The organism is Aggregatibacter sp. oral taxon 513, from assembly GCF_018128305.1.
Taxonomy (GTDB): Bacteria; Pseudomonadota; Gammaproteobacteria; order Enterobacterales; family Pasteurellaceae; genus Aggregatibacter; species Aggregatibacter segnis_A.
The window spans coordinates 788751-801529 of record NZ_CP072381.1 but is presented as its reverse complement, the minus strand read 5'-3'; the positions used below and the strand labels follow the sequence as shown (position 1 = coordinate 801529).

At 42.9% G+C, this 12779-nt stretch carries 11 protein-coding genes; 4 read left to right on the top strand and 7 right to left on the bottom strand.

What is annotated here, in order from left to right; all coding sequences use genetic code 11:
* Positions 1–9: 9 nt before the first annotated feature.
* The 3 genes from J5A60_RS03940 to J5A60_RS03930 are packed head-to-tail and all read right to left on the bottom strand — an operon-like array spanning position 10 to position 2863.
* Complete coding sequence (locus J5A60_RS03940; RefSeq protein WP_212510644.1) at positions 10–891, bottom strand: glycosyltransferase family 2 protein; 882 nt, start codon at positions 889–891, stop codon at positions 10–12.
* Complete coding sequence (locus J5A60_RS03935) at positions 891–2084, bottom strand: hypothetical protein (RefSeq protein WP_212510643.1); 1194 nt, start codon at positions 2082–2084, stop codon at positions 891–893. The genes J5A60_RS03940 and J5A60_RS03935 overlap by 1 nt, the downstream gene beginning before the upstream one ends.
* An 8-nt stretch (positions 2085–2092) precedes the next feature.
* Positions 2093–2863, bottom strand: coding sequence for a glycosyltransferase family 25 protein (locus J5A60_RS03930; RefSeq protein ID WP_212510642.1), 771 nt, complete (start codon positions 2861–2863; stop codon positions 2093–2095).
* Positions 2864–3011: 148 nt separating this feature from the next.
* Between J5A60_RS03930 and J5A60_RS03925 the strand changes: the two genes are divergently transcribed.
* The 4 genes from J5A60_RS03925 (at position 3012) to J5A60_RS03910 (ending at position 7275) form a co-directional block, all read left to right on the top strand.
* On the top strand, positions 3012–4535 hold the full coding sequence (locus J5A60_RS03925) for an oligosaccharide flippase family protein (protein WP_212510641.1): 1524 nt from the start codon (positions 3012–3014) through the stop codon (positions 4533–4535).
* Positions 4532–5497 carry a polysaccharide pyruvyl transferase family protein gene (locus J5A60_RS03920; protein ID WP_212510640.1) on the top strand — a complete coding sequence of 322 codons (966 nt, stop codon included), beginning with the start codon at positions 4532–4534 and terminating at the stop codon, positions 5495–5497. Before J5A60_RS03925 ends, J5A60_RS03920 begins: the two co-directional genes overlap by 4 nt.
* Positions 5498–5528: 31 nt before the next feature.
* The gene (locus J5A60_RS03915) at positions 5529–6272 is read left to right on the top strand and encodes a YdcF family protein (RefSeq protein ID WP_212510639.1); all 744 of its coding nucleotides are present in this window, start codon (positions 5529–5531) and stop codon (positions 6270–6272) included.
* Between the two features lie 172 nt (positions 6273–6444).
* The gene (locus J5A60_RS03910) at positions 6445–7275 is read left to right on the top strand and encodes a DNA ligase (protein WP_212510638.1); all 831 of its coding nucleotides are present in this window, start codon (positions 6445–6447) and stop codon (positions 7273–7275) included.
* A gap of 36 nt (positions 7276–7311) precedes the next feature.
* On the opposite strand, the gene truB is transcribed toward J5A60_RS03910, so the two are convergent.
* From truB to nusA, 4 genes are all read right to left on the bottom strand, one after another.
* Positions 7312–8232: a tRNA pseudouridine(55) synthase TruB gene (gene truB / locus J5A60_RS03905; RefSeq protein WP_212510637.1), complete on the bottom strand. Its 921-nt coding sequence runs from the start codon at positions 8230–8232 to the stop codon at positions 7312–7314.
* Positions 8232–8618, bottom strand: a complete 387-nt coding sequence (rbfA, locus tag J5A60_RS03900; protein WP_005700694.1) for a 30S ribosome-binding factor RbfA — start codon at positions 8616–8618, stop codon at positions 8232–8234. Before rbfA ends, truB begins: the two co-directional genes overlap by 1 nt.
* A 147-nt stretch (positions 8619–8765) precedes the next feature.
* Positions 8766–11261 (bottom strand): translation initiation factor IF-2, encoded by a 2496-nt coding sequence (infB, locus tag J5A60_RS03895; protein ID WP_212510636.1) that lies wholly within the window; start codon positions 11259–11261, stop codon positions 8766–8768.
* A gap of 15 nt (positions 11262–11276) precedes the next feature.
* Positions 11277–12773: a transcription termination factor NusA gene (gene nusA, locus J5A60_RS03890; RefSeq protein ID WP_212510635.1), complete on the bottom strand. Its 1497-nt coding sequence runs from the start codon at positions 12771–12773 to the stop codon at positions 11277–11279.
* Positions 12774–12779 lie beyond the last annotated feature (6 nt).

The following is a 12779-nucleotide window of genomic DNA, read 5'->3' as shown; positions in this document are numbered from 1 at the left end:
ACAACGCCATTACATAAAGCGTTTCAAATTGATCGCCAGGCTCGGGGAAATCAGCACCACTAAGGCAATGATCAACTGCTTCACGCTTTTGGTCTGTTTGAAAATATCAAAATAATACACCGCCGCCTTGCGGGATAAATTCATGATATGCGGATAGGCCAAAATGTAGCTCGCATTAATATTGAAATTGCGCGCCTGTGCCTCCGTTTTCACATAATGCTGGCGGATATATTCAATGGCTTTTTGCGTATTGGTGGTATCCGTAGAAACGCTCGAACGCTTGGTATGGAAAGTACAATGGGTTAAAGGTGCGTTAATTTTATACGGCTTAAAACTTGGCTCTTGCAACAATTTCAGCAAGAAATCGTAGTCTTCCAAAGATCGAAGTGCGGTCGATAATCCGCCTATTTTTAAAAACAGATCTTTTTTCACCCCAATCATCGGCATACCGCCGATTTTATTGGCCAGTAAAATACGCTCAACGCTGATCTCCTGTGGCTCAATAGGCGAGGTTTCATAGGTAAAACCTTCGTTGACCATTTCGCATTTCGCCGGATGATAGACAAAATTAATGTCTTGGTGCGCTGCGATGGTTTCCGCCAATATTTCGCATTTATTGGGCGCAAAGCGATCATCGTCATCTAAAAACAACAACCATGCCTGCTGCGCATAGCGCGCTCCGATATTGCGGCTTTCCGCAGCGCCTTGATTGGTTTCATTACGAATTACATGCACGGGGAAAGGATACGATTGCTCCACCACTACAGGCTCTTTAGAGCAGTCATCCACGATCACCACGTCAAAATTATGGACGGTTTGTTCACTTAAACTGGCCAACAAAGCAGGAATTTCTTCTTTCCGGTTATAAGAAGGAACAATAATACTGAACATTAGTTCGCCTCCTTTTGTTTAAACAACACAAGCTGTTTCCCTTGGCTACCGAACAACGATAAAAACATCAACATCACAAACATAATGCCCGGGAAAGCAAAGGTATCGGCTTTCACGTTGCAAAGGGACAAAATCGCCAACGTGGAAAGGGTGAATTTCCAACTGCCATCAAACCAATTTAACGCCACCTTGCGCACAAAATAGAAGGTCACGACAAAACACACCAAAGCATAAGACACGCCACCGTAGAGAATTTGGCGCAAAAAGCCGGAATCGGTATGGCCGTAATAACGCCCAACCACCAATTCCCCCGTCATATACATGCCGTCACCTTGAATAAATTGTTTTAAGGTTGGCATAAACAAATGGTTTTTCATCAGCGTATCCGTTGAAGAACTCACAAAGCCTTCTCCGTGCAATAAATTAATCACCGGTTCAAGTGCATGGGCCACATACGGATTTTCCGGTAGGAAATACGCCAGTAATAACACTAACAACACAAAAGAAATTAACGCCGGAAGATACCGCACTTTGAAATACACCAAAATGCTGATCGCAGAAATGGTGAGGAAGGTTCTGCCGGAAATCAGCCCGATACATAACATGAAAAAAATCAGCACGCTCGGCAAGGTATTCTGTTTCGCGTTATACGCCAGCAAGAAATGAAACAACATCAAATAGAACAAACTTAATTGGAAAAAAGCCGCCGAGGTGAGGTTATATAAGCGATATTCTTGCTCAGATCCATAAAAACGATCGGGTAATAAGGCATTCGTGGAAAGCAAGAAATCAACGATCCAAGACACGCCAAGCAACGCCAACAAGCCCAATACAAATTGCAGAATCACGCCAATCTGTAAATCCTTCACAACGGCGAACTGCCGGTTCGGACGGGCATAAAATGCATTATAAACGCCCACGCCAAACACAAATAAAATCAGCAATTTCACATACATGGCGATCACGGAGAAATCTCGCGTGCCGTTGATAAGCAGCGGAATCAGGCTAAACACAATTAAGCCGAACAACACCACCAAGCTGTCTAACGGCAACACAATGCCCTGCGCCTGTTGCTTTTTAACATAGCGATATGCCAAAAACAGGAAGGCCACCAGCCCGACTCCCCATGACATACGTAACACATGGAATAACCAAGGATCGTAGAGATAAAAAAGGTTAAAAAGTGCGGTCATTTTTTTCGTTATTTTCCTAAATTCTTTTTAATTGCAAACAGTTTCTTTAACGGGTATTTCAATAATTTTTTTGCCAAATTATTGGATTTAGAGCCGCGAATCGCCTCTAAATTGCTCATGAGGGTTGGATTTTCAATAGCCATTAACGGGCGTACCACCTTATTATTTAGGTGAAATTGCGTTTCAAACAACAGGAAATCATCTGCCAACCAAAAAGCTTTTTCTTGTGTCAACACGTCAAGAAAACGACGGGCTGCAGACTTTTTAATGAGATACGCCACCGTTCCGGCAAAATAACTTTTATACGGATATGCCACCGTCACATCCGCCACTTTTTGACGTAAAAAAGAAAATGTCGTCGGATAATTAATTTCCAATTCCACATCATCAAAAGACTCAATTTTAGATTGCCCGATAAGAACAATATCTGCCGAGCAATGTTGGGTTAAAAGTGCGGTCGTTTTTTCCGATAAATCGGCATTAAACAGCGCATCATCTTCACATACCAAGGCATAATCCGTTTCCGCAATACGCTCATCGGCAACGATTCGGCGATAAACTTCAAGATGGCTCAATGTACAGCCTATTTCACCTTTTGTCACACTACGCCCATAATGTTGTTCAAACTTTGTCAGGTTGAACACTTCGGACAATGCATTCCATTCTTTCTGCATGGTGTTAATCGCGGAAAACACCTCAAAATCTGCCGTGTTAGGTTGAGAAAAGAACAATTCGCGACGCTGAACGTCCTTATCTAACGAAATCAAATATTTCTTCATAAAAAATCTCAATAAAATCGATTGTCTGCTGGTTTGTCTGTCAGTTGGCGGGAAACCGAAATAGTTGCATAAAAGATTGCTGATTATACTAAAGAAATCTATAATCCCCCACCTATTTTACGGTAAAAACACAAGTTCGATTTTCCCGATGTCCAACAAAACCATTGCTAAAAACACCCTCTTTCTTTATATCCGCATGTTGTTCAATATGGGCGCGATGCTGTATATCTCGCGCGTGGTGTTGCGCGTATTGGGCGTGGAAGATTTCGGGATCTACAACATTGTCATGGGCGTGGTGATTTTGTTCTCTTTCTTTAACGGCACCATGACCGCCACCACACAACGCTTCATTAACGTCGAAAAAGCCTCAAACGACAGCAAGCGCATCAATAAAGTATTTAATATCAGTATTCTCAATCACTTATTGATTATGTTAGTCGTGGTAATCTTGGCGGAAACCGTCGGGCTGTGGTTCCTTAATCATAAATTAATTATTCCTGCCGCACGTATGCAAGCGGCCAATATTGTTTATCAGGTTGCGTTGATCATTGCCTTGATTGAAATTATCAAAGTGCCCTTTAACGCCATGATTGTTGCCCATGAACGCATGTCTTTTTATGCCTGGTTGGGGTTAGCTGAAACCGCCTTTAAACTGACGGCTATCTTTATTTTGATGCATATCGAACACTACGACAAACTGATTTCTTACAGCCTCTTGTTGTTGTGTGTCAGCCTATTAGTATTTACCCTTTATTTTCGTTTTACACGCAAGGCTTTCTACACGGAAACCCGTTTCCATTTTGAGAAAGATTTACATACCACCAAAGAAATGATGAGCTTTTCCGGCTGGATGCTGGTGGGGCAACTCGCTTATGTAGGATCAACGCAAGGGCTGAATATGGTGACCAACCTGTTCTTCGGCGTTGCCGCAAATGCAGCGGTCGGCATTGCGACTCAAGTGGATACCGCCGTGTATAGTTTTGTGAACAACTTCCAAGTGGCGTTTAATCCGCAACTGGTGCAATCCTATGCGGCTAAAGACTATGAGCGAAATAAAAAGTTGATCTTGGGCACCTCAAAATATTCTTTTTATTTAATCGCGATTTTATCCGCACCGGTGCTGTATTTCAGTCATACCTTATTAACCCTTTGGTTAGGCGATAATGTGCCGATGTACACCGATAAACTGGTACAAGCCACGCTTGTTTGCTCCCTCATCAGTGCTATGGCGGGGTCATTTTGGATGACGGCGTTAGCCATAGGTTCTAAAACCATTAAACAATACAACGTTATCTTGGCGATTATCGATCTTTGTACCGTGCCGCTTGCCTATTATCTGTTTACCTTAGGCTACAATCCGGTCTATGCCTTTATCGGTAAATTCTGCACCGCACTTTTCATGCAGCTTTATCGCCTCTACTTTATTAACAAAAGAATTAAATTTAATCGCAAAGAATTTGTCTCATACTTAACAAATATCAGCCTGGTTTTCGCCTTATTATTAGGCTTAATTTATTTCTCGGACACACAGCGCACCTACTCATTCTTGGAATTTGTAGGAGAAGCGTTCCTTCTTGAAGTCGTACTCATTTCAGTCATCTTAATGGTGGGATTAAACAAAACTGAAAAAGACTTTTTATTTAGCCATTTAAGAAAAAGAGTGAAAAGATGAATCAACAACTCATTGATTTAAAAAACAAGTTAGCTCCGATTGCAGATTTAATTGAAGATAAAAACGATGTTTTTTATCTTGATTACCCGTTGCATTTAAACGTGGGCGATTTATTGATTTATCACGGAACAGAACAGTTTTTTACAGATCACAATATTCGTGTCACCTTAAAACGCAGTGAATTTGATGTGGACATTGAAGAACTGAAACAAAAAATCACTCCAAACACCACAATTTTGCTCCACGGCGGGGGTAATTTCGGCGATCTTTATCCGCAACACCAAAAAATTCGCGAAACGGTGGTGGAAACGTTTCCCCACAACCGTGTGATTGTGTTACCACAAACGTTATTCTATAAAAGCCAAGAAACGTTAGAAAAATCCGCCGCACTTTTCATGCAACATAAAGATTGTCATTTGCTGGCACGCGACGAAAGAACGGCAAACGCCTTTAAACAGTTTTCACCAAACGTACATTTATCACCGGATATGGCGCATGAACTGTACGGAACATTGCCGACCAAAAATACCCAAACAGGGCAATCGCTATATTTCTTACGCAAAGATATTGAAGCCAGCGATATCGAAAAAAATATTACAGCACAACTCCCGGCAGGAAGTCATATTAAAGACTGGGAAGATGTGTTGTCCGAACGAGATGATTTAGTCTTAGCCGTTACTTGGCGTTTAGCTAAATTCGCCAAGCGTCATCAGTTAACCGGCTTAAAAAATATTGTTCATCGCTTTTGGAAAGCATACACCAAACGCATTATAAAACGCGTTGCCAAAACCTTTTTAAGCTATGACAACATCACCACGACGCGTCTGCACGGTCACATTTTTTCCTGTTTATTGGAAATCCCAAACGTGGTTTGCGATAACTCTTACGGCAAAAACACCGGCTACGCCAATTTATGGACAAAAGAACTGGATTTTGTCGAGTTTTATACTCAACAAAAATAAGATGTTGTGCATTGATTAATGGAATGAAATCATGTTTGAACTCAAAAAACTCATCACCGCCATGATGCTACCGCCATTTAATATTTTGATTTTATGGCTATTCTCGCTTTTATTTTCATTCTTTAAATACAAAACATTAAGCCGCCTTTGTGCATTTTTCGGCATTGTGCTGCTCTATCTTGTCAGTATTCCCTACACGGCACAAACGCTAAAAGACAGCTTAGTCACCGAAGATAATCTAACCTTAAACGATTATAAACAGGCTCAAGCCATCGTTTTATTGGGCGGTGGCGTGCGTGATAGCAAAGAACTCTATGCACCGCTTGCGTCTTCTGCCACACAACTAGAACGTTTACGCTACGCGGCTTATTTGCAAAAAGAAACGCAGCTGCCCTTGTTGATTAGCGGTGTCAGCCCGACCGGTGCCTCAGAAGGCAAAGTTTCTGCAGAAGAATTACAGACGTTCTTTAATGTGCCAACGAAATGGCTAGAAGAAAAATCTTTAACCACCAAAGAAAATGCCTTATATACCCGTCAATTACTAGAAAAAGAAGGCATCCATAAAATCATTTTGGTGACGAATGAATGGCATATGCAACGGGCAAAACTCTTGTTTCAACAGCAAGGATTCGATGTCTTGCCGGCAAGCGTAGGCGAAGGCATTACACCGGACTCTTACGGATTAAACATGATGCACTTTGTGCCTCAAGCCGGTGCAATGGCAAAAAATATGCAATTACTGAAAGAGTGGATTGGCTACCTCAAAGAGAAATAATCTCTCTTTTTTCACCGCACTTTCAGTCCCCCAATTTTAAATGCGCTCTTCTTCAGGCGCATTTTTTATGTCCGTTTATTTTTTAGTTGCGATCATGCTCGCAAAATCATGAGCCTTTTTCTACAGCTCCAATGCCTTGTTTTAAGATGATTTTTATTTCAAGGAGTCCTCTATGCGTTATTTCAAACTTTGCTTGAGTCTGCTCTTTTTTAGCGTGTCTTGTTACGCCGAAAAACCTGATTTGATGTTGTTAGAAAACTATAAAGATCAAAACGTAGCCGGATGGGTGATGAGTGAAAAATTGGATGGCGTACGTGGCTATTGGGATGGCAAACTGCTTTTTACTCGAGGAGGCGTTTCTCTGGCTCCACCCGCTTATTTTCTGGAAAATTTTCCGCCGTTTGCCATTGATGGCGAATTATTTAGCCAACGTGATCAATTTGCGGAAATCTCTTCTATCGTGCGAGCTTATCAAGATAAGGGTTGGCATACATTAAAACTATATGTCTTTGATGTGCCTGATGCTAAAGGGGATTTATTTGCCCGTTTGGCAGCATTAAAGGCCTATCTAGCAGAACATCCCTCTCAATACATTGAAATCATCGAACAAATTCCTATTGAAAGTCCACAACATATCCGTCAATTTTTACAACAAGTGGAACAGCAAAAAGGCGAAGGCATCGTGCTTCGTAACCCTAATGCGCCCTACGAAAGAAAACGCAGTTCACACATTCTTAAATTAAAGACCGCACTTGATGAAGAATGCACGGTTATCGCCCACCATGCCGGCAAAGGGCAATTTGAAAATGTCATGGGATCGCTTACCTGTGAAAATCACCGAGGGCAATTCAAAATTGGTTCCGGTTTCAAATTGGAAGATCGAACAACTCCTCCTCCCATCGGTTCACAAATCACCTATAAATATCGAGGCTTAACAAACAAAGGCAAGCCCCGATTTGCTACTTATTGGCGTAGAAAAATAGAAGAGCCGAGCAAGCCATAAAACATAAAAAAGTGCGGTGAAATTTCACAGCACTTTTTATTCATACACCACTAATCGCTGTGGACGAATCACGTTATTCTCATCAATCACCGCCACGCCAAGAAAGCGATTTTCATGGGAAAATAACCGCACTTGACCTTGTAGCCTGTTAAGGTTATCGAATTTGATACGTTGACCAAATCCAATGCCTTGCGTTTGGCTTTCATTTAAGGTTAACGCCGGCAACTTCGCCACGGCAGTATCCATTGGCAATAATAAGGCATCTAACAAACTCAAATCTTGTGATTCTGCCAAAGCTTGCAACGCATTCCAATCCAACATTTTTTCTGTCGGATAATCCGCCACTGCTGTGCGACGCAACATCGTTACATGGGCGCCACAGCCCAACGCCTCTCCTAAATCATCCACCAAAGTGCGAATGTAGGTGCCTTTGGAACAATGTACTTCAAGGGTTAAATAGGGCACATTATATTCGATGAAGTTCAGTTCAAAGATCGTAATAGGACGTGCTTCCCGCTCCACCGTAATACCTTGACGGGCATATTCATAAAGCGGTTTGCCATTGTGTTTCAACGCGGAAAACATGGTGGGCACTTGTAAAATGTCCCCACGGAATTGTTCAAGTGCGGTCAGAATTTCAGGCGTTTTGACGTTCACATCACGGGTTTCGACAATTTGCCCTTCTGCATCTGAAGTATCAGTACGTTCACCCAGTTTTGCCGTGACTAAATAACGTTTATCAGCATCTAGCAAAAACTGCGAAAACTTGGTGGCTTCGCCCAAACAAATGGGCAACATTCCGGTAGCCAGCGGATCTAAGGCACCGGTATGCCCTGCCTTGTTTGCCTGAAAAATGCGTTTTACTTTTTGCATGATGTCGTTGGAAGACATGCCTTGCGGCTTATCCAACAAAAACACACCATGAATATCACGCCCACGTTTACGCGGTTTGGACATTAGTCTTTGTCCTCAACGTGTTTTTTCTCATCTTCGCGCACAACATTGGTCACCAAGTTAGACATACGCATACCTTCGACCAAAGATTGATCGTAGATAAAACGAATCTCCGGTACGATACGCAGACGCATAGCTTTGCCTAACAACGTGCGAATATAAGGCGCGGCTTTTTCTAAGCCTTTCATGCCCTGCGCAATCGCCTGTTCATCGTGATCAAATAAAAAAGTGACGAACACTTTGGCATAAGCCAAATCACTGGACACTTCCACGTCGGACACCGTCACCATGCCAATACGCGGATCTTTCACTTCGCGCTGTAAAATCACCGCGATTTCTTTTTGGATTTCTTGTGCGACACGGTCGCTACGTTTGAATTCTCGAGCCATTTTGTTTCTCTTTAATTGTCCACGGGCAAATATACCCACGGTTAGGCCTAATGCTTCCCCTTCGGAAACGCTTGTATACAGCCATAAAGGTAACGCATTACCCTAGGCAAAAAGTGCGGTCAAATTTGACCGCACTTTCTTTTAAGATTAAATCGAGCGTTTAATCTCAACGACTTCGAACACCTCAATCTGGTCGCCGACTTTTACGTCATTGTAGTTCTTCACGCCGATACCACATTCCATACCGTTACGCACTTCAGATACGTCGTCTTTGAAGCGACGGAGAGATTCCAATTCACCTTCGAAGATCACCACGTTGTCGCGTAACACGCGGATTGGGTTGTTACGTTTCACAATACCTTCGGTCACCATACAACCAGCGATAGCGCCGAATTTCGGATGTTTAAACACATCACGCACTTCAGCCAAGCCGATGATTTCTTGTTTAAATTCTGGTTGTAACATACCGCTCATCGCTGCTTTCACATCATTTAAGAGTTCATAAATGATGGAGTAATAACGAAGATCGATATTTTCGGCTTCGATAATACGACGAGCTGATGCATCCGCACGGACGTTAAAGCCGACCATAATCGCGTTGGAAGCTGCGGCTAACGTTGCGTCAGTTTCAGAAATACCACCCACACCGGAACCGACAACTTTCACTTTTACTTCATCAGTAGAAAGCTCTTGTAACGATTGAATAATCGCTTCCACAGAACCTTGTACGTCTGCTTTCACAATGATGTTGAGTTCAGCGACATCACCTTCCGTCATATTGCTAAACATATTTTCAAGTTTCGCTTTTTGCTGACGAGCCAGTTTCACTTCACGGAATTTACCTTGACGGTGTAGTGCCACTTCACGTGCTTTTTTCTCATCACGAACCACAGTTGCTTCATCACCCGCTGCCGGAACGCCAGAAAGACCTAACACCTCAACAGGGATAGATGGACCGGCTTCCTCGATTTCTTGACCGTTTTCATCACGCATCGCACGAACACGACCATACTCAAAACCGCAAAGTACGATATCGCCTTTATGTAACGTACCGGATTGAACAAGAATGGTTGCCACCGGACCACGACCTTTATCAAGGTAAGATTCGATCACAACACCACTTGCCATACCGTCTTTCACTGCAGTTAATTCAAGGACTTCTGATTGAAGTAAGATGGCATCTAATAAATCATCGATACCCATCCCTTTCTTCGCAGAAACAGGGACGAATTGCACATCACCACCGAATTTTTCAGAAATCACTTCGTGTTGAAGTAATTCTTGTTCCACGCGATCCGGATTGGCTTCCGGTTTATCGATTTTGTTCACTGCAACTACTAAAGGCGCACCTGCTGCTTTGGCGTGCTGGATCGCTTCAATGGTTTGAGGCATCACACCATCATCTGCCGCAACCACAAGTACCACGATATCCGTTGCTTTCGCACCACGTGCACGCATAGAGGTAAATGCCGCGTGTCCCGGAGTATCTAGGAAGGTAATCATCTTACCGTCATCCATTTCTACGTGGTATGCACCGATGTGCTGAGTAATACCACCCGCCTCGCTGGCTGCCACTTTCGCTTTACGAATGTAGTCAAGTAAGGAAGTTTTACCATGGTCAACGTGACCCATAATGGTTACTACCGGCGCACGCGTCACTTTTTCAGCATTAACATCACGATCGCCTAATACTTCTTCTTCAAGCTCATTTTCGTTACGAAGAATCACTTTGTGCCCTAACTCTTCTGCCACTAATTGTGCAGTTTCTTGGTCAAGCACTTGGTTAATGGTTACCATTTCGCCCATTTTCATCATCGCCTTGATGATTTCGGTGGCTTTGGTCGCCATCTTATTTGCTAATTCTGCAACGGTAATGGTTTCACCAATGACAACATCTGTTTTCACCGCCTGAACAGGTTTTGTAAAGGCTTGTTGTAATGCAGCACCTTTCTTACCATTTTTACCTTTGCCGAATTTACCGTCTTTTAGGTTACGGCGGTTAGACTCGCGCTCGTTTTTATTGCTTTCATTTTCATCATCACGTCCGCCTTTTTTCGCTTTAGCGACTTTATTTTTACCGCGACCGCGACCTTCATTACGACGTTCTTCTTCATCTTCTGCTTCTAAAGCATAACGAGAGCTTAAATTGTAATCGGTATAATCTTCTGAGGCGCTTTCATTGCTTGACGTATCAGCTTCAGCATAACGTTTCGCTTCCTCAGCCGCTTTACGCGCTTGTTCTTCCGCTTTTTGACGAGCTAACTCTTCCGCTTTACGGCGTAATTCCGCCTCTTCGGCTTTACGTTTTTCTTTTTCCGGATCAACCGATTTAGGTTTATTTTCAACCGCACTTTGTGCTTGTTTCGCTTTTTCCGCTGCTTCTTTGTCTTTCGCTGCTTTCTCTTTGGCGGCTTTTTCTCTTAGCGCTTTTTCTTCCGCCGCTTTTTGCTCAGCTTCTTGTTTCGCTTTTAATTTTGCGGCTTCTTCAGCTCTTTGTGCTGCTTCTGTTGGAATTGTACGTTTTTTACGTACTTCAACTTGCACTTCTTTACTCTTACCAGAAGCACTCGTTCCGCTCACGGTCGTTTTTGTTCTACGCTGTAAGCTCAGTTTCTTTGGGGCATTTTTTAATTCTTCTGTCATCTTTTCACTCCTTCATTACTCAGTGAACCAACAAATGTTTCGCGCTGCCATAATTAAATCTGCAGCTTGTTCGGCACTGAGTCCTTCAATGTCGGCTAAATCATCAACGCCTTGCTCAGCAAGATCTTCCAAGGTCGTGATTTGTTTTTCTGCCAATTTAAAGGCGATGTGACGATTCATGCCTTCAAGATTCAACAAACGATCTTCAATTTTTGCTTTTTTCAACGCTTCTTCTTCTGCCAAGGCTTTCGCTGTAATGGCATTTTTCGCGCGGGTTTGCAATTCCTCTACTAAATCTTCATCTTCCAAACCATCAATGGCGGTTAATTCGCTCACGGAAACATACGCCAATTCTTCTAACGTAGAGAAACCTTCATCAATTAATAATTGTGCAAATTCCTCGTCGATCTCCAAGGCATCAATGAATAAGTTCAATACTTTGTCGTCTTCCGCTTGGTGTTTTGCATTTAAGTCTTGGGTAGTCATAACGTTTAACACCCAACCGGTTAATTGAGTTGCCAAACGTACGTTTTGACCATTACGGCCAATGGCTTGCGCCAAATTCGCTTCTTCTACCGCAATATCCATCGCATGTTTATCTTCATCAACAACGATAGAACTCACATCTGCCGGCGCCATGGCATTGATCACGAATTGTGCCGGGTTGTCATCCCAAAGCACGATATCAACACGCTCACCGCCTAACTCATTGGTAATCGCTTGAACACGAGCACCACGCATCCCTACGCAAGCGCCTACAGGATCAATACGTTTATCATTGCTCTTCACCGCAATTTTAGCGCGAGAACCCGGATCGCGTGCTGCACTTCTAATTTCAATTAATTCTTCACCAATTTCCGGCACTTCCAAACGGAACAATTCAATTAACATTTCCGGTTTAGCACGTGTTACGAATAATTGTGCGCCTTTGCTTTCCGGGCTCACTTTATATAACACACCGCGTACACGGTCACCCGGGCGGAAGTTTTCACGCGGTAACATATCTTCACGTAACATCACCGCTTCTGCTTTATTACCGTCTTCACCATTCACATCTAAAATGATGCTATCGCGGTTACTTTTCTTCACGGTCGCCGTAATAATTTGTCCTTCTTTCGAACGGAATTGATCAACAATTTTGCTGCGCTCCGCCTCACGAATTTTAGTGCTAATCACTTGACGCGCAGTTTGCATCGCAATACGGTCAAAGGCGATAGATTCGATTTGATCTTCCACATAATCACCAATTTGTGCATTAGGGTCTTCAAAACGAGCTGCTTCTAAGGTGATTTCTTTTGTTGGGTTATTCACTTCTTCCACAACTAACCAACGACGGAATGTGTCAAACTCACCGGTCTTAGTATTAATCGCAACACGAACATCAACGTCATATTCGTATTTCTTTTTGGTGGAAAGGGCAATAGCGCTTTCCAACGCTTCAAAAATTTTTTCACGTGGAAGCAATTTCTCATTGGATACGGCTTCTGCCGCTAATAAAATTTCTTTACTCATGCTTTT

What these genes read in the sequence shown, in the direction of transcription:
- rbfA (WP_005700694.1), bottom strand. Translation starts at nt 8,618, where the DNA reads ATGGCTCGAGAATTCAAACGTAGCGACCGTGTCGCACAAGAAATCCAA.
- truB (WP_212510637.1), bottom strand. Translation starts at nt 8,232, where the DNA reads ATGTCCAAACCGCGTAAACGTGGGCGTGATATTCATGGTGTGTTTTTG.
- J5A60_RS03925 (WP_212510641.1), top strand. Translation starts at nt 3,012, where the DNA reads ATGTCCAACAAAACCATTGCTAAAAACACCCTCTTTCTTTATATCCGC.
- J5A60_RS03915 (WP_212510639.1), top strand. Translation starts at nt 5,529, where the DNA reads ATGTTTGAACTCAAAAAACTCATCACCGCCATGATGCTACCGCCATTT.
- J5A60_RS03935 (WP_212510643.1), bottom strand. Translation starts at nt 2,084, where the DNA reads ATGACCGCACTTTTTAACCTTTTTTATCTCTACGATCCTTGGTTATTC.
- J5A60_RS03940 (WP_212510644.1), bottom strand. Translation starts at nt 891, where the DNA reads ATGTTCAGTATTATTGTTCCTTCTTATAACCGGAAAGAAGAAATTCCT.
- J5A60_RS03930 (WP_212510642.1), bottom strand. Translation starts at nt 2,863, where the DNA reads ATGAAGAAATATTTGATTTCGTTAGATAAGGACGTTCAGCGTCGCGAA.
- J5A60_RS03910 (WP_212510638.1), top strand. Translation starts at nt 6,445, where the DNA reads ATGCGTTATTTCAAACTTTGCTTGAGTCTGCTCTTTTTTAGCGTGTCT.
- nusA (WP_212510635.1), bottom strand. Translation starts at nt 12,773, where the DNA reads ATGAGTAAAGAAATTTTATTAGCGGCAGAAGCCGTATCCAATGAGAAA.
- J5A60_RS03920 (WP_212510640.1), top strand. Translation starts at nt 4,532, where the DNA reads ATGAATCAACAACTCATTGATTTAAAAAACAAGTTAGCTCCGATTGCA.
- infB (WP_212510636.1), bottom strand. Translation starts at nt 11,261, where the DNA reads ATGACAGAAGAATTAAAAAATGCCCCAAAGAAACTGAGCTTACAGCGT.